This is a genomic window from Akkermansia sp. UBA7090 (assembly GCF_002493465.1).
GTDB classification, from domain to species: Bacteria; Verrucomicrobiota; Verrucomicrobiia; order Verrucomicrobiales; family Akkermansiaceae; genus Akkermansia; species Akkermansia muciniphila_A.
The window spans coordinates 1-23,003 of record NZ_DKYW01000002.1 but is presented as its reverse complement, the minus strand read 5'-3'; the positions used below and the strand labels follow the sequence as shown (position 1 = coordinate 23,003).

The window sequence follows — 23,003 nt, the reverse complement described above, 5'->3', positions numbered from 1 at the left end:
CATGAAATCCATATCAAACATATTCGCCATATTCTTCTCCTGCATGTTGGGGCTCATCAGCCAGATTGAGGCACAGGAAGAACATCCCCGGCAGCCGGACGCACAGCAGCAGGAAGAAGAAAAAGATACCCCTGTCATCACCAACCCTGCTGTGTTTAATGAGAAGGATTTGGACAAGCTCCTGGAAAAACAGCGGGAATATATAAAAAAACATTATCCGGATTACAAAATCGTCATAGAGGGGCAAGAGCAGGATTATTTTGACAGCCGTCACTATTCGGAGTTTGATTTACAAAACGAAGATGAGGAATGGGTCCTGACCATCCGTTTCGATATTGAGGAAGCGTACCAGGCCTACATGAAAAAACATCAAAAGGAAATAGAACGGGAAGCGGCCCGGCTCATCAGGGAGGGCCTCATCAAGATTGAATGATCGGCCTTTTCCTGTAGAAAAAGAGAGAAATATCGGCAAACCGGCATTGGAATGCGCCTGTCTTCTGCCGCATTGGCTGTATACCCTCACCTCTAAGAGAACTCCTAACTCATCACATCAGTAAGGCGGCTATGGCTCCCACGCCAAACGCCGATTTCATGATGAAGCCGGAGCATCAGGGTTTGTTTCCGCCACCTCCAGGCAGACGGACTGGAAGGCCTTTTTCCAGCGGATGCGGATGCCGGCGTCCATCAGGAAATCGCCGCCCAGCACCTGTTCGTGAACGTTCGTGAGAGAGCCGTCCTCATTCATGTTGATTTCCCGCACCAGATATCTGACGGCAGGATTCAGGCCTTTCAGGCGCAGGGGCGGAGGGGAATCCGCCAGCCATTTATCCATCAACCAGGCGAAAACAACCGCCCGTTTTCCGCATACATACATCAGGGAGGCCACCCGGCTTTCATACGGGGACGATAGGCGGTACAAATCCCCAAACTGGACTACGGGACGGATGCGCTTGTATTCCGCCAGAGCACGTTTGGCAAAGGCTATGTCCTCCTCCGTCATGTCGCACGGCTGGAGTTCAAAGCCAAGCCGTCCGGACATGGCCACGTCAAACCGGAATTTGAGCGGCGTGGAGCGGCCCGTCTGGTGGTTGGGGGAGGCTGTCACATGGGCGGCCATGGAAAGAGCCGGGAACAGGTGGCCTATGCCCCACTGCATGAACACGCGTTCATAAGCGTCCGTATTGTCGGATGTCCAGAATTCATGATGCCTCCGCATGGTTCCATAGTCGGCGCGGCCTCCGCCGGAAGAACAGGCCTGGAATGTCACATCCGGGAATTCCGCCGCCAGCGTATCAAGAACGTGTTCATAGCCCCGCACATAGTCAATGGGCAGATTCCCCTGGCGGCAGGCGTCCAGCCAGAGGGAGCCGGGGTCGGAAATTTTGCGGTTGCAATCCCATTTGACGTAGGAAATGCCCGGATGTTCTCCAAGCAGCTTCCGCATGGCGTCAAGAATGTACCTGCATACATGAGGATTGCTCAGATCCAGCAAATACTGGCTGCGTTCCTGTCTGTTTTCCCGGTTTGGGAGACCGATGACCCACTCCGGATGGTTCTGATAAAGCTCCGAATGAGGGTTCACCATTTCCGGCTCCACCCAGATGCCGAAGCGTATCCCCAGTTTTTCCGCATGGCGGATAAGGCCTTCCAGCCCATGGGGCAATTTAGCGCGGTTCACCTGCCAGTCCCCCAATCCCGCGCGGGCGTCATTGCGGGGGAACCGGTTGCCGAACCAGCCGTCATCCAGCACAAAAAGCTCTATCCCCAAGTCCGCCGCACGTTTCATCATGCCGTGCAGCACTTTTTCCGTAAAGGTAAAATACACCCCCTCCCAGGAATTCAGCAAGGTTGGCCTCTCTGTTACTCCGCCGCGCAGGCCATAGCGGCGCGCCCAGCGGTGGATGCGCCGGGAGGCCTCTCCCTTGCCGTCTTTACTGTGCGCCAGAATGAGGGGCGGCGTTTCAAACACGCCGCCGCCGTCCAGCAGATAGGACGCGGGAGCCGTATCCAGCCCCGCCCCGGCAAAAAGGTAATGATACGGGCTGTGCCGGAACCATATCCGGTAATTGCCGGACCATGCCAGCGCCCCCAGAATCACTTCCCCGGAATCCTCCCGCGCCGGACCGTCCAGAGAGATGATGAATCCGGGGCTTCCCTCCTGGGCGGTGCGGGCGCCGGTTCCGGATACCAGGGCAAGTTCATGCCCCCGGGCCACTTCTTCCTCACTCATCAGGGACTCGCCGCCCCAGGTGCCGCGGAAGCTGGTGACGAAATACCGTTCTGCGCGCAAACCCAGTTGTGCGGACGCAGCGCGGTGCAGGCGGATGCCTTCTTTCCCTTCGTTCCGAACAACCGCCCACTGCAAAAAGGTGTCCGATTCCCTGTGAGAGCGCACGTGGATTTCCACCCGCACAGGGTAGGAAGGGTCCTTCCCATAGAAGACGGCTTCTTCCCGGTCGTCATCCAGTTCCAGCACTTCCCAACCCCGGCATTCCAGACTCAGGGAAAGGGCCCCGTCCGCCTGGGTCACGCAAATGCAGTACTCGCCGGACGCATTGGGAAGCCCTGTTACGGAATCCGCCAGGGAGGAATACAGGAGAGGAGCATCCGCGGCGTTTTCCAGGGCATCCTCCGGCTGATGCAGCCTCGGGCCGTAATAGGCGCGGCGCACACGGCCCTGTTCATCTTTGTACAGGGTCATCTGGGAGGAACGGGTCAGCAGATGAACGGAATCCGGAATCATGATCGGCAAACGTGGAAGGGGCCAGTTACTTATGCAGGCAGGCAAAAACGCTCCTGCCTTATCCACATTAAGGGCCTCCGCGGACGGGGAAGTCAATGGCAAAATGACAGGAGCTGCCGAACGGCTTCCCTACTCCTTCCACAGAAGGGAAGAGGGGCGGAATTTCATGGTTTTCGATTCATGCACCAGCAGCCTGCCGCCGTTTTCCGGATGGCGTACGATGCGGGCGCGGCGGCGCTTGACGCGGAAAGTGCCAAAGCCCCGGAATTTCACCAGAGACCGCCTCCGGACCGACCGCGCAATCGTATCCAACACCGCGTTCAACGCGTGTTCCGCCTGCCGGGAAGTAACATCCTTCCCCAGCTCACGCTGGAGCTCCCTGATAAATTGTGTTTTATTCATAGGCCGCCCAGCATGACCTGCCCCGTTTCTCCGGTAAAGAGGCAACGGCGTGCGCTCATTCCTGCCACCATACCCGTACAAACGCCCCCTTCCATTCCGGTCTGCGAGTTTCCTCCTTGCCCCCGCGGACCGGCCCCATTAAGGTTCCGGGGAGATGCCTCCCCCAGCCGCTGATGCCCCGTGCCCGGAACAAGCGTTCAACGCAACTGCGCTGAAATGGCACACCTGCGCCTGGCTTCTGCTGCCTGTCCTGGTGTTCCTGGCCGGGTGGATGCACTGGTACGCTGCCCTCCCTCTCACGCTCCTGACGGCGGCGGGGCTGGCGCCCCGAAAACGCAAGGAACCGCAGAAAAAGAATTCCCTTCCCGCCTTCCCCCTGTTCACCCGCTCTTCATTTCTCGCCTTGGCGGCGTTTGCCGCCCTGATGATATTTTCCGGCTGGGGGGAGTGGGTCAACCAGCACCCTGACCATATCGTCAGAAATGCCTGCCTTCGTGAATTGGTCGCCAGCCCGTGGCCCGTCATCTTTCCGGACGGGAACGTGCTTATTTACAACACGGGGTTCTGGCTGGTCCCAGCCCTGGCGGGAAAACTGGCGGGGCTGGACGCCGCGCGCGTGCTTGTCGTTCTGTGGGGAACCTGGGGCCTGTTCCTTTCCTGGCTGTGGCTCTGCGTTTTCTCCGGACGCCGCTCCCTGCTGCTCGCCCTGCTGATGGCGGCATTCGGCTCTCTGCTGAATTTCCAGTGCTGGCTGGGGCTGGATCTGTTTCGTCTGCATTACTTCGGCACGGCGGAACAAATCATGTGCAGCGCAAACGCATCCATTCCTGTTCTGCTTTTTTTCATCTTCCTGGCTTCAGGACGCATGCCCCTGTACTGGATCCCTCTTCTGTTCGCAGCCACGGCCTTTTATTCCCCCCTCGCAGCCCTTGGAGGGCTGCCCCTGGCGGCCTGCCAGTGGCGCCGCCAATGGAAAGGCATCCTCCCTCTCCGGGATGTCCTGCTCCACCCCTCCTTTTCAGCCGCCGTTCTGCTGGGAGCGTGTTTTCTTCTTTATTATGGGGCGGTAAACGCGCCATCCTCCCACATGGGCATGCGGCCTTTCTATACGCATCGGGGGGATTTCCTGCTTATGGCAACCTCATTCCTGCTGTATGCTCTGTTCTGCTGGCGGGATTTCCGGAAGAATCCCCTCTTCATCTGTACTCTGGCAACCGGCCTGATTCTGCCTTTTTTTTATGTGAACGGAGACGTCAATGACCTGCTTTGCAAAGGAAGCGTTCCGGTCATGGCCTGCCTGCTTGCCTTTCTGGCTTCCTCCTGGACGCGGCATCCCGGTCTCCGCGTCTGGATATGGCTTCTGCTGGCGTTCGGAATGGCGCCCCGGTTCAACATTCCCTATTATTGCTGTTCTTCCAGCGCCCTCCAGGCGTTTCTGGCGCCTCCGGCTTCGGAAACAGAGCCTTCTTCCTTCGCCAGCCGGGAGTGGAAACAGCTTTTCTATGCGCCCCAGGCGCGCCGCCAGGATGGCTGGGGCTACACTATGCACCACCCCGGACACCGGTGGTATCCCTACTATTCCGGTACTCCCCAGCCGTGGCTGCGCTGCATTTACCGTTTTTAACGGAACCTGCCCCGGAAAAGGATTTCGTACAACACCTTCTGCCAAAAAAGCTGGAGAAAAGCCGGACGGATTTTTTCGCCTCCTATAAAACAAAAGAACTTTTAAAGCCGTTCTTCTTTATACCGGCTGGGTCATGGACAACCGGAAATCCCTCCATATATTCCGTTTCCTATTTGGCCTTGCGGGAAAACTCCTTCCAGGCTTCTTCAATAATTCCGGCAAGAGGTTTCCCATACTTGTCCACTTCACTTTTGGTAAACAGGCTCTTGATCAATTCTCCGGAAACAGGGTCAATGATAAACACGGCGGGAGGGCCAAGAACCACATACGGCGCACGGGGGGAATCCGCACATCCCACGATTTTTGCGGCTTCTTCCGGAACCATTTTGAAATTAAATGTCCCCGGGGAATTTCCCGGCACCTGTTTGGTGTCCACCAGCCAAAATATAAATTTCTTCCCGGCGGCATTTTTGAAATTCGCTGTTTTGATGTATTCCCGAGTAAAAATATTGCAATGAGAGCACCATGAAGAACCGGTCAGGTAAATCACCAGCGGCAGCTTTTTCTTAATAGCTCCATTGCGGAGTTTATCAAAAATGGGGCTGCCCGATTTATTGACTTCAGGTATCCTGTTTTTATTGGCAAAACCGAAGATGGGAGGACGCTGTTGAGCTACGCCGGCCTGGGGGGCGAACAGTCCTAACACCGCTGCGGAACAACATAAAAAAAGGAAAGACCTCATACGTGTTTCTACTATAAATACTATCCGGGGATAGTCAAACAGCAAGCGTTCTCCGGGTTCCAGGAAAAAAGAAATGCCCTTTACATGAACCATAGCAGGGCTATTCACTTGCCAAGTCCGAATGAAGCTGTAAGAATCCGCGCCATGAGAAAGCTCCTGATCCGCTCCTGTCTGATTGCCGGGCTGGCCTGGACCTCTTCCTGCACCTCCAACAAGGAAACGGCACCTCAGGACCCCGCCCCGGTTCCAGCCGTTCAGCCGGAACAAACCGCCCCGGCGGACCATCCCGCTCCCTGGGCGCCCGCTCCGGCGCAACAGGACATTCTTCCAGAGGATGAGAATGAAGAGTCCGCTCCGGGGCCGTCTGTCTTGCCGGGCGATTTCCGCCCCGGACTGCGCACCCCCCGGCTGCCGGAAACCCTGTTGTACGATCTGGACGGCAAGCTGATTACCCCTTCCGCCCCATAATCTTTTCCCACCACCATGACTGCGACCCTTCCCAAAGGCTTCCACCCCAAACCTTTTTCCTACCATCAGGAACTTGAACTGGATATTGACACCCTTTCCAATGCGGGAGACGGTATCGGCCGCGTGGACGGATGGGTGGTTTTCGTCCCCTTCGCCCTGCCGGGAGACCGTGTCAAAGCCCGCGTCTGGCGTAATGACAAAAACTATTCCTCCGCCGATCTGGTGGAAATAATTAACCCCAGCCCGGACCGCGTGGAACCGGAATGCCGCCTGTTCGGCACCTGCGGTGGATGCCAGTACCAGCATCTTTCCTATGACCGCCAGCTTCTCTGGAAAACCCGGCAGGTAGCGGATCTGCTCCGCTTGAAGGCAGGGCTGGAACTGCCCGTCAATCCGGCCATAGCCTCTCCCCGCCAATACTATTACCGCTCCAAGATTACGCCCCACTTTGACAAGCCGAAGGAAGGAGGCAAGCCGGCCATCGGTTTTCTGAAAGCAGGCTCCAGAAGGGATGTGGTGGACGTGCCGCAATGCCCGATTGCCATGGAGTGCATCAATGAAGCTCTGCCCCTGGCACGCAAAAGCGTTTACCAGGCCGCGGCCCGGTTCAAGCGGGGAGCCACCATCCTGCTCCGGGCCTCGGAAGGAACCGTCATCACCAATAACAACGCTGTGGCGTGCGAACGGGTGGGCAATTTGGAGTTTCATTTTCTGGCGGGAGACTTTTTTCAGAATAATCCTTTCATTCTTCCGCTTTTTACGGATTACGTGGCTCAACAGGCGAGTATGGACGGGGAGGAATTCCTGGTGGACGCTTACTGCGGTTCCGGCCTGTTCGCCCTGAGCCTGGCGAAGAAATTTAAAAAAGTGCTGGGCGTGGAAGTCAGTGAGACTTCTGCGGACTGGGCGCGCAGCAACGCGCGCAGCAACGGAATTGAACACGCGGAATTCCTGGCGGCGGACGCCGGGGCCATTTTTGCCCGGGTGGATTTCCCCGCGGAAAAAACCGCTGTGGTGATCGACCCGCCCCGGAAAGGGTGCAGCATGGAATTCCTGACCCAGTTGTTCGCCTTCGGCCCCGGAAAGGTCGTTTACGTTTCCTGCAACCCAGCCACCCAGATACGGGACCTGGCGGAATTCGACAAAGCCGGGTACGCCGTCACCGCCGTCCAGCCCTTTGACCTGTTCCCCCAGACCAAGCATCTGGAATGCGTGGTCACCCTGAAAAAAAATACCTGATTTTTTCCATGCCCAAGCTTTACATCAAAACTTACGGCTGCCAGATGAACGAACGGGACTCCGAGCAGGTGGCCCGCATGTTCGTGCAGAAGGGCTACACCATGACGGACCGCGAGGATGAGGCGGACGTCATCCTGTTCAATTCCTGTTCCATCCGGGAGCAGGCGGAACAAAAGGCGCTTGGGAAAATGGGGCTTCTGGCCAAGCAGCAACGGCACCGTCCGCATGTAGTGTACGGCATGATGGGCTGCATGGCCCAAAGTAAAAAAGAGGAACTGTTCAAGGAACTGCCGCGGCTGGATCTCGTGGTCGGCACCCAGAAATACCACCGCGTGTTTGAACATGTGGACGGCATTCTGCGCGCGCGCCAGGAACGCCGCATGGATGAGTTGCAAACCGCCTTTTCCGGCACGCATGTGTGCGATGTGGCGGAAGAGGCGGACTCCCAGAACTGCATCCGGGACCACCTGAATCCCGGCGCGCGCTCCACGGCGTATGTCTCCATCATGCAGGGGTGCGAAATGAAGTGCGCCTACTGCATCGTCCCCTACACCCGCGGCGCAGAACGCAGCCGCCCCATCCGGGACGTGGTGGATGAAGTAAAGATGCTGGCGGACGCCGGCGTGAAGGAAGTCACGCTGCTGGGCCAGATCGTCAACCGGTACGGCAGGCAGATGGAAACGGCAGACGGCAAGGGCGGCTTCGTCCAGCTGCTGGAAGCCGTGCATGAAGTGGAAGGCATCCGGCGCATCCGCTTCGTCTCCCCGCATCCCATCGGTTTCCGCCAGGATCTGGTGCAGGCGTTCACCTATCTTCCCAAGTTGTGCAGCCATATTCATTTCCCGATGCAGAGCGGCAGCGACCGCATTCTGAAAATGATGCGCAGGCCGTACAGGAATGAAACCTATCTGGACCTTTGCTCCCGGATGAAACAGGCACGCCCGGATTTGTCCATCACCACGGATATCATCGTGGGCTTCCCGGGAGAAACGGAGGAGGATTACCTGCTGACCAGGCAGGCCGTGGAACAGGTCCAGTTTGACAACGCGTTCATTTTCCGCTATTCCCCGCGCCGCGGCACGCCCGCCGCCGTTATGGAGAATCAGATTCCGGAGGAAGTGAAGGAAGCGCGCAACCAGGACCTTCTGGCCGTAGTCAATGAAATAGCCATCCGGAAAAACCGGGATCTGGTAGGCACCGTGCAGGAAGTTCTTCTGGAAGGGCCGTCCAAAACGAATGCGGCGCGCCTCTCCGGCCGGACCTCCCAGAACAAGCCCGTCATGGTGGATGCCGCCCCTGACCTGGCGGGAGAACTCCTTCCCATCCGCATTGAGGAAAGCACGGGATTCACCCTGTACGGCGTTCCATGCCCCTCCAGGGGATGATTCGCACGTCCTTTTCCTCCATCCGCAGATAGAGGGTTCCGGTTTCCCGGAGACGGTACACGGCTGTTCCCTCCGGAACGGGGCATTCATGCTCCGTCGCGAAAATGACCGCGCGGGCACCTGTGGCCCTGATCCACGCAGCGCTGTCCACCGGGTCGCGCGGATGATGCCCGATGAGCAATACATCCGCCCGCGGTGTTTCCTCCGCGCGCGCCAGGGAGGAAAACCCGGCATTCCCTATCATCAGGAACCGCCGCCCGCGGCATTTCCATGACAACACCCGGCTCCGGTCCTGACGGATTCCCGTGCGCAACGGTACAGGAAAATCTTCCAGCACAAGTTCATTGCCCGGCCGTAACCTCCATTGCCGGACGGTACATTCCCCGAACTCCGCGCCCCAGTTCCGGATTCCGGGATATTCCTTCTCCAGTTCTTTCTCTCCGGCCCGTTCCGCCTTGCCGTTTCCGCAGCACAGCATGCCGCAGGGCCGGATACTGCGCGCCTTCAGCACGGGAAGGAGGGTGTACCGCACCGCATCTTCCGTCCCGCTTCCCACAACCAATGCGGGATTGGAAATGACTGCGGACCAGGCGTCCTTCTGCAAGGGAACGATCACAGCTTCATTTTCCCCGGAAGGCGGTGCGGAAGAAAGATAACTGTACGGCAGGGAAGCCACTTCCCCGGCTACGGCCAGCATGGCGGACGCCAACCAGGAAGCGGCCGTATTGCAAACATGCAGCATCCACGGGCACCACGCGAACATCAGCCCGGACAGGGAAACGCCCATCAGGGGAAAGACAAGCACGCTCAGGCACAAATTAGTCAAGGGAGCATACAGGTTCCAGGTCCCGAAGTGCCATGCCGTCAGGGGAATGGAAGCCAGCCACGCCCCCACGGAGACAATCAACGCGCCGCGGCATGCTTTTTCCAGCCGCGCCAGGAATCTTTCCCGCGCATGGTAAATCCGGGGAGGAATGAACGGGTCCGGCGACCACAGGGGCTTTTCCCGGCTGAGCCATCCCGCCAGGCAGACAATGACGGCAAAAACGCAGAAAGAAAGCTGGAACCCCGGCTGGAAAACCTGGAGCGGGTTCATCAAGCAGAGGAGGATGAAAGCGAGCGCCAGAATATTGGCCGGATGCCCCTTTCTGCGCAGCACGAACGCCAGAAGCCAGACTGACGCCATGATGAACGCCCGCAGGGCGGAAGCGGACATCCCGGTCACGAACACATACGCCGCCAGCAACAGGATGCAGGCCAGCCGGGCCGCACGGGGACGCACATGCAGAAGCTTCAGCGTACCCAGAACCAGCATGGCGGCCACGCCCACATGCATGCCGCTGACGGCGAATACATGCATGCAGCCGCTTTCCAGAAACTTCGCCATCGTTTCCGGCCTCGCGTCCGTCTTGTCCCCAAGCACGGCGGAAACCATCACCTGCCGGGCCTCATCATCCGGAGGCGCGCCTTCCCTGAGCAGGGAGGCGGCCCTTTCCCGGAGCCGCAGGGAAAAAGCCCGGAAACGGCTGCGCCAGTCTCCGGGGCCGTTCCGGCAGTATTCATCCAGCCGGATTCCGGCGATGATGCCGTGCAGGTAACCCCACCGCTCCCGGTCAAAGATGCCGGGACCGCACGGCGCCTGAAGCGGATACGCCTCTCCTTTAATCCGGTAATGTTCCCCTGCCTCCAGAGGGCAGGCCCCGTCACGGGAGGAAACCGCGTACAGCCACCGGGAACCATCCGGACGAAACAATACGGATTTTCCGGAAACAGCCTCAACGGAGCCTTCCATCACCATGGCTCTCCCCGCTTCCACGGGAACGCCTGCGTATTCCCGTTCATACGCGAAAAGATAAATGGCGGCCCACATCGCCAGGGCAGCGGCAAGCAACCCCATGGAGGGCGCGTGTAAAAAACACGGCAGCGCCGCCAGACAGAAACATGGAAGCCAGAACCAAAGGGAAACATCCATGGCCGCGCAAGCGCACAGCAGGGATAAAGCCGGAATCAGCAAGGGAGCAGATGCCGTCATCCGCTCCGGCCGCGGACGAAGAACACGCCGAACCTCTTCCATGCAGGGGGAACCTTACGGCAGAGCGTCTTCGCCATCCGGCTCCAGAGGGAGAACGGAAGGCAGCGGGAGAACAACGTTGGCAGGCAGGGGGGCCTTGCGCTGGAGCACTCTGGGAGCCAGGGCCTCGCTCGTCTCATAAGCCCCGCGGAACATTTCCAGCTTGGCGTCCAGATTGTCGATGTAATGCAGGGCCACCGCCTCCGGCGTTTTGGGGAACACGGGGGAGCCGAAGGCAAGTTCCCCGTGATGGGAAGCAATCAGGTGCAGCAGGTGCATGCGCACGTCCGGGGAAGGAGGGTCCAGCGTCTTCCAGGAATCCGCCTCCGGAATGGACATGATGCGCTTCCACAAATTGTTGACCAGTTCAATGCCCAGCGGAATATGGCCCAGCAGTTCCCCGGCCTCCGAGTAAGGCATCGTAAAATCCTCCTTCGGGTAGCAGTTTTCCCACAACTTCCCGCAGTCGTGGAACAGGCACCCGGCCAGCAGAAGGTCACGGTTCAGCCCCGGATTCGCCTGACAGACGGCAGAAGCCGTGCGCATCATCCCCGCCACGTGTTCCACCAGTCCGCCGCGGCGGGCGTGATGGTAGGTGCGGGCGGCGGCGGCGCGCTGGAGGCGTTCCCCGAACTGCTCAATGAATTCAATGCACAGGGCGCGTATGCGCGGATCATTCATGCCCTTGATGAACATGCAGATTTCCTTCAGATCAGCCTCCTGCTTTTTCTTCAAGGTTCCGGAACCGGCCAGAAAGCTTTCCTTTTCCTGTTCGTCCAGCAACCGCACGTCCAGGTCGGAAACCTCCATGCCGAACCCTCCCTTGGCCCATTGGCCGCGCAGGCTCACGAAACTGCGGAGGGGCAGCGAAGCAAGCGTCCGGAACCAGGGTTTATCCTCCCACACCTTCAATCCCATGGTCCCTTCCGCATCGGCAAAAGACACATCCAGATATGGCTTGTTGCTCTTGGTCATCTTCTGCGCGCACTGGGCGATCTGGGCAAAAACTTCCGCTTCAACCTGGCCTTCCGCGGCCAGCTTGCCCAACTCCATGAGGCTGACTTGTTCCATGCGTGCCATCTTGCCCCTCTTCCCTCCATCCGTCAAGAAAACGCGGGAGGACTACGGTAATAAAAAAAGGAAACCGCTTATTTTCCCAATACGTCCAGCTCGGCAACGGCAACATGGCTGCCGTAGTCAACCGGGTTACATCCATGATCCATAATCACTATCGTTTTAACTCCCCGTACGTTCCTGCCGATCTTATTCTTTCCCATCAAGTCATGCAGACCTTTTAGTCTCTCTTCCTCTCCGCGGCATTGCTAAACTTCCTTTCCATTCCGAACCTACCGCCATGCCATACATCGGATGCCACCTCTCCTCCGCAAAAGGTTATGAAGCCATGGGCCGGGTTGCCCTCTCCATCGGCGCCAATACTTTTCAGTTCTTCACCCGCAATCCGCGGGGGAGCAAAGCCAAAGCTATTGACGAACAAGATATTGCCCGTTTTCTGGAATTAGCTCGGAACAACGGATTCGGAACGCTGCTGGCACACGCCCCCTACACGCTGAACCCCTGTTCCGCAGACTCCGGAGTCGCCCGTTTTGCGGCCCAAGTGCTGAAAGAGGATCTGGAACTCATGGAACATCTGCCGGGAAATCTTTATAACTTCCATCCCGGCTGCCATGTAGGTCAGGGAGCGGAAAAAGGCATTGAACTGGTGGCGGACCAATTAAACGGCGTGCTTTCTCCGGAACAAACGACCATTGTTCTGCTGGAAACCATGTCCGGCAAGGGAAGCGAAGTCGGCCGGACCTTTGAAGAACTGGCCGCCATTATGGAGCGGGTAGACCTGAAGGACAAGCTGGGCGTATGCCTGGATACCTGCCATGTTTATTCCGCCGGATATGATATCGTCAACAGACTGGATTCCGTACTGGAACACTTCGACGCCGTGCTGGGCCTGGAACGCCTGCGCGCCATCCACCTGAACGACAGCATGACGCCCTTCTCCTCCTTCAAGGACCGCCATGAAACCATCGGCAAGGGTTCCCTGGGAGAACAGGCCTTCATCAACATCATCAACCATCCCGTTCTGCGGGAATTGCCCTTTTTCCTGGAAACGCCCAGGGACGACGCCGGGCACGGCGAAGAAATAACGTGGCTGAAGGAACATTACCTCAACTGACCCTCCGCCAAGGTGTTCCCGTACTGATTGAACTCCATTCTACGACAACGGATTCGGCCTGTTCCGGCCCTTTTGCCGGAACCGGTATCAAGCAACGTCCCCCCCGGCCGCCGCGAGGCGGCGCGGGGCTTTTTCATTCTCCGGAGGTAACTGCATCCTTTTCTTTGGAACAAAATATGCCATGCTGGCCTTTTGGATTCCTCCCTGCCGACCAGTTTCCCGTTCCGCGCCATGTCTGCCCGCTTCTTCCTGCCCGCACGCCTTCCGCTATGCGCGGGACTGTTGTACCTGGCGCTGCCCCTACTCCTTTTTCTGCAGGGATGGGTATATCCGGTCTTTTCCGCTCCGCTTTGCGCCGCACTGGCATACGGGCTGTACGCCTGCGCCCGGCATCTTCCGGCGCAAAGGCTTCCGTTAAGCGGGCGCGGATTGGCCGTGCTGGGTCTCCTCTCCTTCTTCTGCCTGATGCTGGTGCTGTTGTGCGGATTCACGGGCCACTGCCAGCAACACGCGGATTTTATCATCCGCAATGCCGTTTATGAACGCCTTGCAGCAAATTCCTGGCCCCTCGTCACGGAGGACGGACATCATTTCATCTACTACCTGGGCCATTGGCTGCCTCCGGCGCTGGCGGCTTCTTTCTGCCCGGCCTCATGGGCTCCCTGGCTGCTGGCCCTGTGGACCTTCCTTGGACTGGAACTGGCGCTGCTGGCGGCAGCCGTCCGCTGGGGAATACGGAAGACGGCCCGCTGGGCGCTGATCCTCCTCTGCCTCGGCTCTCCGGCAGCGGCGCCGGACTGCTTGGGAATTCCCCTCTCCTCCCTGTTTACGGAATACAATGCCCAGATGGTCCTGTTGATCGGCATGCCCGTCCAGCTCTTCAACACATTCAACCATGCTGTTCCGGCGCTATTGTGCGCCGTATTCGTCCTGACGCGCTCCCTGTCTCCCTCCGGATACTATCTCGCAGGGGCGTTTCTGCTGTCGTCCTCCCCGCTGGGCGCTCTTCTGCTCCTTCCGTATATGGCGTATAAAACCCTGTTCCGCTGCCCGCCGGCACGGCAACCGCTTTCCCGTCTCCGTTCCCTTCTGAGCCAGCCGGTTTTCTGGCTCGCCGCCCTGTGCACGGCCGTCATGGCCGTCTTTTACTCCCATTTGGACGGGGGAGGACAGTTCTCCTGCCTGTTTGACGCAAACTATGCGGAAATTTACCACTACGGGCAGCAACGGCTTCTGCTCCATCCCGGTTCCGTCAAATACGCCAGCTTCCTGCTGGCCCTGGCCCTGGGAATTCTGCTGCCAGGGGCGCTCCTCTACCCCAAATGCCGGAAAAACCCGTTGTACTACATCACGCTGGGCATGATGGCAGGCAGCCTCTTTTTCCGCACGGGCATCATGAACAATGAACTTCTCTTTAAAGCTCCGGCCGTCCTCTATCCCTTCCTTTCCCTGCTCTTTCTCCGGGCCCTCCGCCGGGGAAGCGTGGAATACCGGACCCTCCTGATTCTCTATCTGGGCTTTTCCGCCCTCCCGAACCTGCAATGTGCCATGGAAAAAGCGGGAACATTCTCCACCCGGCCCGACCTCATGCAGAAACATTGGCAGACGTCCGACGGCATTCTTGGCAGCCCGGACACTCCCATCCGCCGCCAGTTCATGAAAAAGGACGGCCACCCCCTTCCCTCCTGGCTATTCAAAACCGGAATAACGCCGCAATCACGGCGGCAATAATCAGTCCAGGCTGATGCCGAATATATCCGAAAGGGAACCGGCATCCATATCCAGTGCGTCCTCTCCTCCGGGAACGGGTTCCGGAGCCTTCGGAATCAAAACGGAGGCGTCCATTCCGCGCAGGGTAAACAGCAATTCCGGCTGCTTATCCAGCATCACGCCAAAAGCGTACAGGGCTGCGGCCGCATGCTTGCACAAATCCGCCCAATCCGGGCAGGAACAGGAAAAACGCCACTCTTCCGGCGCGGGGAACAGGCCGCCTTCCGGCGCACACAGGATTTCCAGCAGCTCGGAAGACAAATTCCCTTTCAACAGATCAATCCAGGAACCGATCTGTCCGGCGCACCGTGCGCGCAGCCGGGTAAGCGCCTCTTCATCCGGGGGGCAGGCCTGGATGCGGACCTCATACAAATGTTCACCCATCACCAGCGCGTCAATGCGGCCGGGAAGCGTTTTAAGATCCAGAACACAGCCATAGCGCAGGTAGGTTCTGCCGGGGGCCAGCCGCATCCCGTACACCTCGCACGCGGACAGGCTCTTCATCCATTCTTTCCCCCAGAAACTTTTCGCCAGAGTGCGCCCGGAAGCCGTCACGGGATGCAATTCCACCCCTTTCGCGGCCAGCTCCGCGGCTTTTTTCTCCGCGCGTTTCCGCAAATCCGCCCGTTTCAGAGGCATTTCGTCATCCATGCACACGGCACTATAATAACATATTCACTCCCGTCCACCACAGGGAAAAAACAGCCATACGCCGTTTCTCTTTTCCCGGCTCCACTCCAGTTTTTCAGGCATGCGGATCTTTCCCAGCTCTACGGAATCTGCTTCTATTACCCATTTCAGGCTTTCAAAACGGAAGCTCCTGGGGCACAACATGGGGGTCATGTGGAAAGGCAGATTTTCTAAACCAACCGCTGATCTGGTTCAACGCTACGGCGAATCCGTCTCCTACGACTGGAGACTGTTCCGCCAGGACATTGCCGGATCCATCGCCCATGCGCGGGCCCAGCTCAAGGCAGGCCTGCTTTCGCAGGAAGAATTCAACGCCATTGAATCCGGCCTGAAAGACATCCTGAAAGACATTGAAGCAGGCAATTTCTCGTGGAGCCGGGAACTGGAGGACGTGCACATGAACATTGAAAGCGAACTCACCCGGCGCATCGGCGCTCCGGGCGCCAAGCTGCATACCGCACGCTCCCGCAATGACCAGGTGGCTACGGACACTCGGCTTTACTGCCGGGCGGAAATTGATGAAATCCTTGGAAAAGTGCGCCATCTGCAGCGGGCCCTGGTCATGAAGGCGAAGGAATACGCGGATGCCATGATGCCGGGCTATACTCACCTGCAACGCGCCCAGCCCGTCACCATGGGCCATCACCTGCTGGCTTACGTGGAAATGCTGGACCGGGATGCGGACCGCCTCAAGGACTGCCGCAGGCGCCTGAACATCTCCCCGCTCGGTTCCGGAGCCATCGCAGGCTCCACCATCTGCCTGGACCGCCACGGAATTGCCGTGGAACTGGGTTTCGACGCAGTTACAGAAAATTCCATGGATGCGATTGCCGACCGGGATTACATCATGGAAATCCTTTTTGACCTGGCCGTAGTCGGAGCCCATCTCTCCCGCATGAGCGAGGACGTCATCCTGTGGTGCACGGCGGAATTCGGCTTCGCATCCTTGTCCGACGCCCATACGACGGGTTCTTCCCTGATGCCCCAGAAGAAAAATCCGGACGTCGCGGAACTCACCCGCGGAAAGACGGGGCGGCTGTACGGCAACCTCACCGCCGTCATGGTGGCCGTCAAAGGGCTTCCCCTGACTTACAACCGCGACCTTCAGGAAGACAAGGAACCCCTGTTCGATTCCATTGACACGGTCAAGCTGGCCCTGGACGTCAATGCGGAAATGATAGCCGCCATGACGGTGAACACGGCCCGGGCCCGGGAAGCGGCGTCCGATCCCATGCTGCTGGCCACAGACCTGGCGGATTATCTGGTACGCCGCGGCGTCCCCTTCCGGAAGGCCCATGAGCTGGTCGGGAAGGCAGTCGCCATGAGCATCTCCACGGGCACGCCGCTCAACAAGCTGAGCGATGAACAGTTCGCTTCCATTTCAGATGCATACGGAACAGACGCGCGCGACGTATTTGAATTGACAAAAGCCTTCGCCCAGCGTACCAACCCAGGGGCTCCCAATTCCGACAGCACCCGCCGCCGCATCGCCTACTGGGAAGGCATCCTTTCCAAGTAACGCCGCCTGCGGAGGCGGACGGGAACAAAGAGAGCCTGCCGTCCGTCTCCGCGGCGCGCTTCCGGGTGCAGGAAGGGGACGCTTCAACCCCGCTGGCGGCGGCATCCACCGCAGCCGGCCAACCATCCCGGCAGCCATGTTCAAACCTGCTCTTCTTTCCTCTCTCAAAACTTATACCAAACAAACCTTTCTGGCGGACCTTTTTGCGGGGCTGACCGTCGGTGTAGTAGCCATCCCGCTGGCCATGGCCTTTGCCATCGCATGCGGGCTTTCCCCAACCCAGGGCCTCATCACCGCCATTGTAGCCGGGTTCCTCATTTCCCTGTTCAGCGGAAGCAAATATCAAATAGGCGGCCCCACCGGCGCCTTTGTGATCATCATCATGGGCGTCCTGGAGCAATACCACGCATCCGGCCTGCTGGTCTGCACATTGATGGCGGGCCTCTTCCTCATCATCTTTGGGTTCTGCCGCATGGGGGCGCTCATCCGCTTTATTCCCTTCCCTGTCACCACAGGGTTCACCTCCGGCATCGCCGTGGTAATCTTTTCTACGCAAATTAAAGACATCTTCGGTCTCACCATCACAGAAAAAATTCCCGGAGAGTTCATTGAAAAATGGGCGTGTTACTTCCATTATTTCCACACCATCAACTGGGCCGCGCTGGGGCTGGCCGCCGGCACCGTAATCATTACCATGCTGAGCCGCCGTTTCTGGCCCAGAATACCGGCCATGCTGGTGGGCATGCTGGGCATGACGGCCGTTTCCGTGGCGTTTTCGTTGCCCGTGACAACCATCGGGCAAGCCTTCGGCAGCCTCCCGAACACGCTTCCCCTGCCCTCCCTGCCCAGCATTGACTGGAGCACTCTGGGGGCGCTGACGGCCCCTGCTTTCACCATCGCGCTGCTGGCGGCCATCGAATCCCTGTTAAGCGCCTCCGTGGCGGACGGCATGACCGGAGGACGCCACAAGCCCAACATGGAGCTGATCGCACAAGGCATCGGCAACATCGGCTCCGCCCTGTTCGGCGGCATTCCGGCCACCGGGGCGATTGCCCGCACCGCCACCAACATCAAAGCCGGGGCTAAAAGCCCGGTTTCCGGCATGATTCACGCGCTGACCCTGCTGGCCATTCTGATGGCCTTCGCCCACTATGCCCAGCAGATTCCCCTGGCTGTCCTGGCGGGCATCCTGACGGTAGTGTGCTACAACATGAGTGAAATACACACGTTCAGCCGTCTGCTGAAAGGGCCCAGGCAGGATGCGGCGGTGCTGGTGATCACCTTCCTGCTGACCGTCTTTGTGGACCTCGTCGTAGCCGTGGAAGTGGGCGTGGTGCTGGCCGCCCTGCTCTTCATGGGCCGCATGGCCCAAATCAGCGATGTTTCCGCTATCAAAAACGAATTGCTGGAAAATGATGAGGAAGATGATGAAGGCCGTTCCGCTTCCAAGCTGGACATCCCGGAAGGCGTGGAAGTTTTCGACGTGAAAGGCCCCTTCTTCTTTGGCGCCGTAGAGCAATTCAAAGACCAGGTACTGGAAACGCTGGAGCACGATACCAAGGTGGTTATCCTGCGCATGCGCCTGGTTCCCGCGCTGGACGCCACCGGCCTGAACGTCCTTTCCGACTTTTGCCACCAGTGCCGGGAGCACGGCTCCACCCTGCTGGTCTGCGGCGTGCAGCCCCAGCCTCTGGACGTCATCCGCCACGCGCCCTTTTACCGGGAGCTGAAACGCTACAATATCTGCGAGAATATTGACGCCGCCCTGAACCGGGCCCGCAAAATCATTGACGGCCCCGCGCCCAAACACCTGTAACGGGTGAGGTTGCCCCTGTTGCAAACCGCCAGAAATAACAATCTTGGGGAAAAATGGGGGAAAGCCTCCTGCATTCCCTCATCCGGTTCATCTCCGGGATCAGGCGGCGGCGCAATACGGCCTGTTAACTCTTATTGGGGTCATTCCGGCAAAGTGGAATGTCCCCACATGCTCATGAAAAGCGGAAACGCGCAGCGCTCCGAACCGGCTCCGTCAGCCGGGAAAGAGGAACCTGCTGAGCTGCGCGGCTGAATACTCCAATACGGCCCGGATAAGTCCCGTTAACAATCTGCCGCCTGCTCCTCATAGCGGGAAAGAAGAAAGTCCAGGTCTTCCAGCAGAGACTGGCAGGAACGGTCCCAGCGCTTCCTGCCCCGGAGAGCCATCACGCATTCCTTCCTGCCTGTGAAGCAATACCTGGTAATGCCGTGCCCCCGCAATTCCTCCACCTGCTTTTTCAGCTCGCAGGCGAAAAACAGCCAGAACGGCACGCTGCGGGCAATCTCCGCGACGCAGACCGTCATGGGCGGCGTCTCCTCCCTAAGCTCCCTTGCAAGGTGCTCCAGGCCCACTTCCGTGAGCATGCGGCGCAGGCGCGCATACAGCTCAGACACCTTCATGACGGACAAATCGCACTCATGCTCCAGATAATAACGCACGGAGGCCAGCAGATCTTCCTTGAACGGCAGGGTTGTCCCGGCGCGCCGGGCGGCATGCTCCAGGGCATCCGCCAGCCATTGCTCCCCGTACTCGGTAATCAGGCAATCACCAAGCTTGAGCAGCGGTCTGTTGTTTCGGAAGCCAATCATGGAACAGGGAACTTCAAAGAATGGGAAGCTTGCGCTGCAGGGGATCTATGAGCGTCTGGTGGCGCATCTGCGTGATCTCCTGAATAAATTCCTCCACATTGGAAAACTGGCGGTACACGGACACATAGCGGATGTACGCCACGGGATCAATGGCGTACAATTTTTCAATCACCTTCTTGCCTATTTCGCTGGAAGGAACTTCGCGTAAATGGTCACGGTGCAATTCGGAAATGATCTCTTCCACGGCGCGGTCCAGGCGGTCCATGCTGACGGGCCTTTTTTCACACGCTTTTACCAGGCCGCGTAAAATCTTTTCACGATTCAGGGCTTCTCTCAGATTATCCCTTTTGACTACGCGCAACTCCGTGCGTTCAATCTGCTCATAGGTCGTATAACGGTAATCGCACCTCAGGCAGACGCGGCGGCGGCGGATGGTCGTCCCGTCTTTAGACATACGGGAATCAATGACTTTATCTTCCAAATGACCGCACTGAACGCATCTCATGGCGCGACCATACTACCACATAACGCATCCATAAAGGAAAAAGTACGCCAAATATAGTACAGTAGACTTAATGATCAATATTCCCCAACCAGAATTGCTTGTGAATAAACCGGGGCAAAAATGCCGCCGTTTACGCCTCTGCTCGGATTTCCGGCCGGATCTCCCCTGTGAATAAGCAAAAAGCCCACACAAACCCTCCGGAGAAAAAACGCATTTTTTACTCCGCCCTCCGCTGGAAAAAGTCCGGCACGCAATTACGGATTCACCGTGCCGCCCTGATTAACGACACTGCCCGCAACAGGTCTGGAGCCATTCAGATTCAGTACAGCGCCCTGCTTGACGAGGATTTTGCCCAAATTCACGGCCTTCCCTTCCATACCCTTCAGAGTCATTTCCACCTTTCCGGACAACGTCCAGGAACATTTCAGGGCAGAGGGCAGCACCTGTTCCAATACGACGCGGGCCGCTTCCGCCGTTTCTCCGCCGCCTTCCGCGCGGGCCACATGCACCTCCGCCTGGCCGGACAAACGGACAGGCATGGTTTTTTCCTGAACCAGCGAGGGCTTAATCTCCACGGCAGAACCGCCCGGAATATTCCAGGACTGCCGGCCCGCTAGTTGTACATTTGCCCTCAACTGCAAATTTTTTCCTTCCGCCAGACGAATGCCTCCCGGGCCGATTACCAAACGGTCTCCGGACCCTCCCTTGCTCCGGATAATAACGGTATTGACGGCCGGATCTTCCACACGAATTCCAAACAATTTCACCACTCCCGACACCAGGCTGGGTTTTACGGAAGAAGCCACGTTCCACACGCACACGTTCTTCCCCGGCATTTTCCGGTTCATCCACGCGTCCGGAGAACTCAGAGGAAGATCATAACGGCCGCTGCGTACGGAGCCGGCATCCTTCCCGGCCAACCGGGCGGCTTCATAAGCAAAACGGGCTCCTATGCAAATCTGGGACTGGCCGTTGTAATGCACTCCCATCTGATCCCCCGCGGTCAGCTTGGGAAGATCGCGGGTAGGAGCATAGCCCAGGGATGGGCGGGATTCTGCCAGATCCTTCATCACCTGCCGGGTTGTTTTTCCCTGAACTTCCGTGTCGCGCCCTTCCAGGCCTCCGGTAAGGTTGCCCGTTTCCGGATCAGACTCATTCTTTCCGGCCCAATTGGCATTTTCTCCAACAACGGCTTTCTGCGCGGCCAGTGCGGACGTATCCCCATACGGTTTCAGATCTGCCGCCAGATTGCCCAGAAGCTCCAGAAAACGGGAGGCGCTCTCCGGAACGGAAGCGCCGCCATTGCTTTCCCCCTGCAAATACAGAAGTCCGGCAAACTCCACTTTGGAATACTTGGACCTGTCCACACCCGCACAGGCATTTTTGACGGCCTGCACCAGCGTTCTGTAAGCCTGACCGTTTTTCCGCCAATGGGAATTGTCGCCGCCGTCCCGGGAAGCTTTTACGACCGCAACGTCCGCGTCCTTAAACCAGCCATTCTTCTCCAGAGTAAAAGCAAACCCGTATTCCGGCCCCATGCATAAATTGCCGTTATAACGCGGCATAGCAGGCCTTACCTGTTCCCAGGATGTGGAAGCGCCGGGAAACACGCCTTCCCTTTGCCCAAAATTTTCATGCCAGTACAGTGTTTCCTTCGGCTCATACTTTTTTAACAACTCCGGAGCGGCAGGACTGCCCTTCACCGCTCCCAGGGAATTGGATTGGCCCGTCAGCAAAAAAATCTTCAATTCTTTTGCAGAACATACAGAAGAAAAGCACAGAAGGAATAAAAAGGATAGAAAACGAATCATTTGAGTTACATTTGCCCAAGGGCGACTATAGCTGCGGGAATTTTCTTTTTCAACCGTCAACTATCACCCGTAAGAGAATGAATAAAGAGATGAGGGAAAAGACCAGTAATCTTAAAAGTCCCATTCAAGGTTTCCGAGGAATCATTAAGAAAAAGAACCCCCGGAAGAATCATTTTCTTCCGGGGGTTCGTCAAATAATATTCTGAATGATCATGGTGCAGAGGCGCATGGGTAGCGTTCCCGCTCCCCTTTCCCGCCTCTATCGGATCAGGCTTCCTGCCTTCTGCGCCTCCGCATGGCCAGTCCCGCCAAGCCCAGCAGGCTCAGGGAAGCCGTCGCCGGTTCCGGGACCAGATACGCAGACATGGAAAGATTGGAAATAGAAGGCACGGCAGAAGAGTTGGGACCGTCCAATTGGAGAAGCACTTTATCAATGGAGACGCTATCACCCAACTCTATACTTCCCGTGCCACCATTTGCTGACAAATCCAGCACAAACTGGCCATCTTTCCAGGAGATGCCTCCGGAAATGGTAACGGTTTCATTAGAACCTATCGTGGTTAAAGAGCTCGAAGGTGATACAAAACTGCCGTTTGCATCCCATGCGCCTTGGAAAGAGTAAGCCCTGGCGGAAACATTGTCTGACGTGCCATAACCAATTGTTCCGTTATAGGCGCTCGTTCCCAGGCAGACAGCCGTTTCCGAACCTACAAACGACACCATGGCGGCAGCATTTGTAGTTCCATTAGTGGTAATATCAAAAGAAAATGTAAATGTATCCTGTTCATTTGCCAGCAGGATACCTTCACTCAGCGTGGTGACGGCAGCGGCCTGTCCCCAGTTAGAGGAAGGGCAGGAAGCTGTTCCATTAGCTATTTGAATCGTATTGCGGCCACTTCTCCCTACAGACAACTCCCATCCATCCGAAGATTGCAACAATGCATCATAAGTAAGGGTAGTGTCGCCTAACGCAGCTCCGGCAGCAGCTATAGTTCCAAGAATAGAAAAAAACACTCTAGTCATGACGCATGACGAATAGCGGTTTTTGAATCCGGTTGTTTCTGTCCACAGGATGCAATAGGTAGCGTATAAGAGTTTTCTATTATTCTTTAAGTGCGTTTCACTTCGCAGAAGAACTCCTATTTTCTCTGTCTGAAACTGTTAATATTTCTCTCTTTCAAAAAATTAGCTCGACAGCGGATTCAAAAACCGCTATTCGTC

At 57.6% G+C, this 23,003-nt stretch carries 19 protein-coding genes; 9 read left to right on the top strand and 10 right to left on the bottom strand.

Translation table 11 applies throughout. The annotated features are described in order from the left end of the window. Position 1: 1 nt before the first annotated feature. Entirely contained in the window at positions 2-433 is a 432-nt protein-coding gene (locus B3075_RS00300) for a hypothetical protein (protein ID WP_094136542.1), read from the top strand. Between the two features lie 156 nt (positions 434-589). Here B3075_RS00300 and B3075_RS00295 read toward each other — a convergent pair whose 3' ends face one another. Both B3075_RS00295 and B3075_RS00290 read right to left on the bottom strand, forming a co-directional pair. Then, entirely contained in the window at positions 590-2,743 is a 2,154-nt protein-coding gene (locus B3075_RS00295) for an alpha-galactosidase (RefSeq protein WP_290488145.1), read from the bottom strand. 129 nt (positions 2,744-2,872) lie between these two features. After that, positions 2,873-3,145 (bottom strand): HU family DNA-binding protein, encoded by a 273-nt coding sequence (locus tag B3075_RS00290; protein WP_094136544.1) that lies wholly within the window; start codon positions 3,143-3,145, stop codon positions 2,873-2,875. A 154-nt stretch (positions 3,146-3,299) separates the two neighbouring features. Here B3075_RS00290 and B3075_RS00285 point away from each other — a divergent pair, with 154 nt between their 5' ends. Then, entirely contained in the window at positions 3,300-4,769 is a 1,470-nt protein-coding gene (locus B3075_RS00285; protein ID WP_290488144.1) for a hypothetical protein, read from the top strand. 169 nt (positions 4,770-4,938) lie between these two features. On the opposite strand, the gene B3075_RS00280 is transcribed toward B3075_RS00285, so the two are convergent. Beyond that, positions 4,939-5,511 (bottom strand): thioredoxin family protein, encoded by a 573-nt coding sequence (locus B3075_RS00280; protein WP_290488143.1) that lies wholly within the window; start codon positions 5,509-5,511, stop codon positions 4,939-4,941. Between the two features lie 144 nt (positions 5,512-5,655). Here B3075_RS00280 and B3075_RS00275 point away from each other — a divergent pair, with 144 nt between their 5' ends. The 3 genes from B3075_RS00275 to miaB are packed head-to-tail and all read left to right on the top strand — an operon-like array spanning position 5,656 to position 8,603. Then, positions 5,656-5,979, top strand: coding sequence for a hypothetical protein (locus B3075_RS00275; protein WP_290488142.1), 324 nt, complete (start codon positions 5,656-5,658; stop codon positions 5,977-5,979). Between the two features lie 15 nt (positions 5,980-5,994). Next, positions 5,995-7,218 (top strand): class I SAM-dependent RNA methyltransferase, encoded by a 1,224-nt coding sequence (locus B3075_RS00270; RefSeq protein ID WP_290488141.1) that lies wholly within the window; start codon positions 5,995-5,997, stop codon positions 7,216-7,218. An 8-nt stretch (positions 7,219-7,226) separates the two neighbouring features. Next, positions 7,227-8,603 carry a tRNA (N6-isopentenyl adenosine(37)-C2)-methylthiotransferase MiaB gene (gene miaB / locus B3075_RS00265; RefSeq protein WP_290488140.1) on the top strand — a complete coding sequence of 459 codons (1,377 nt, stop codon included), beginning with the start codon at positions 7,227-7,229 and terminating at the stop codon, positions 8,601-8,603. Here the strand turns inward: miaB and B3075_RS00260 are convergent. Together B3075_RS00260 and B3075_RS00255 are read right to left on the bottom strand one after the other, a co-directional pair. After that, positions 8,566-10,575, bottom strand: coding sequence for a ComEC/Rec2 family competence protein (locus B3075_RS00260; RefSeq protein ID WP_290488139.1), 2,010 nt, complete (start codon positions 10,573-10,575; stop codon positions 8,566-8,568). The two genes, miaB and B3075_RS00260, sit on opposite strands and share 38 nt — an antisense overlap. A 114-nt stretch (positions 10,576-10,689) precedes the next feature. Continuing rightward, positions 10,690-11,745 (bottom strand): 3'-5' exoribonuclease YhaM family protein, encoded by a 1,056-nt coding sequence (locus B3075_RS00255; RefSeq protein WP_290488138.1) that lies wholly within the window; start codon positions 11,743-11,745, stop codon positions 10,690-10,692. A 283-nt stretch (positions 11,746-12,028) separates the two neighbouring features. Here B3075_RS00255 and B3075_RS00250 point away from each other — a divergent pair, with 283 nt between their 5' ends. Beyond that, a complete protein-coding gene (locus B3075_RS00250; RefSeq protein ID WP_290488137.1) occupies positions 12,029-12,862 on the top strand; it encodes a deoxyribonuclease IV in 834 nt (277 codons plus the stop codon). Between the two features lie 231 nt (positions 12,863-13,093). Further along, positions 13,094-14,593: a hypothetical protein gene (locus tag B3075_RS00245; RefSeq protein WP_290488136.1), complete on the top strand. Its 1,500-nt coding sequence runs from the start codon at positions 13,094-13,096 to the stop codon at positions 14,591-14,593. On the opposite strand, the gene B3075_RS00240 is transcribed toward B3075_RS00245, so the two are convergent. Then, entirely contained in the window at positions 14,594-15,283 is a 690-nt protein-coding gene (locus tag B3075_RS00240) for an SWIM zinc finger family protein (RefSeq protein WP_290488135.1), read from the bottom strand. A gap of 190 nt (positions 15,284-15,473) precedes the next feature. Here B3075_RS00240 and argH point away from each other — a divergent pair, with 190 nt between their 5' ends. Together argH and B3075_RS00230 are read left to right on the top strand one after the other, a co-directional pair. Continuing rightward, on the top strand, positions 15,474-16,841 hold the full coding sequence (gene argH, locus B3075_RS00235; protein WP_290488134.1) for an argininosuccinate lyase: 1,368 nt from the start codon (positions 15,474-15,476) through the stop codon (positions 16,839-16,841). 136 nt (positions 16,842-16,977) lie between these two features. Next, positions 16,978-18,657: a SulP family inorganic anion transporter gene (locus B3075_RS00230; RefSeq protein ID WP_094136556.1), complete on the top strand. Its 1,680-nt coding sequence runs from the start codon at positions 16,978-16,980 to the stop codon at positions 18,655-18,657. A gap of 281 nt (positions 18,658-18,938) precedes the next feature. On the opposite strand, the gene B3075_RS00225 is transcribed toward B3075_RS00230, so the two are convergent. The 4 genes from B3075_RS00225 to B3075_RS00210 all read right to left on the bottom strand — a co-directional run bounded on the left by B3075_RS00225 (position 18,939) and on the right by B3075_RS00210 (position 22,805). Then, positions 18,939-19,466: a hypothetical protein gene (locus tag B3075_RS00225; RefSeq protein WP_094136557.1), complete on the bottom strand. Its 528-nt coding sequence runs from the start codon at positions 19,464-19,466 to the stop codon at positions 18,939-18,941. Between the two features lie 13 nt (positions 19,467-19,479). Beyond that, the gene (nrdR, locus tag B3075_RS00220; protein WP_012419886.1) at positions 19,480-19,971 is read right to left on the bottom strand and encodes a transcriptional regulator NrdR; all 492 of its coding nucleotides are present in this window, start codon (positions 19,969-19,971) and stop codon (positions 19,480-19,482) included. 254 nt (positions 19,972-20,225) lie between these two features. Continuing rightward, a complete protein-coding gene (locus tag B3075_RS00215; protein ID WP_290488133.1) occupies positions 20,226-21,719 on the bottom strand; it encodes a sialate O-acetylesterase in 1,494 nt (497 codons plus the stop codon). Between the two features lie 330 nt (positions 21,720-22,049). Next, a complete protein-coding gene (locus B3075_RS00210) occupies positions 22,050-22,805 on the bottom strand; it encodes a PEP-CTERM sorting domain-containing protein (protein ID WP_094136559.1) in 756 nt (251 codons plus the stop codon). Positions 22,806-23,003 lie beyond the last annotated feature (198 nt).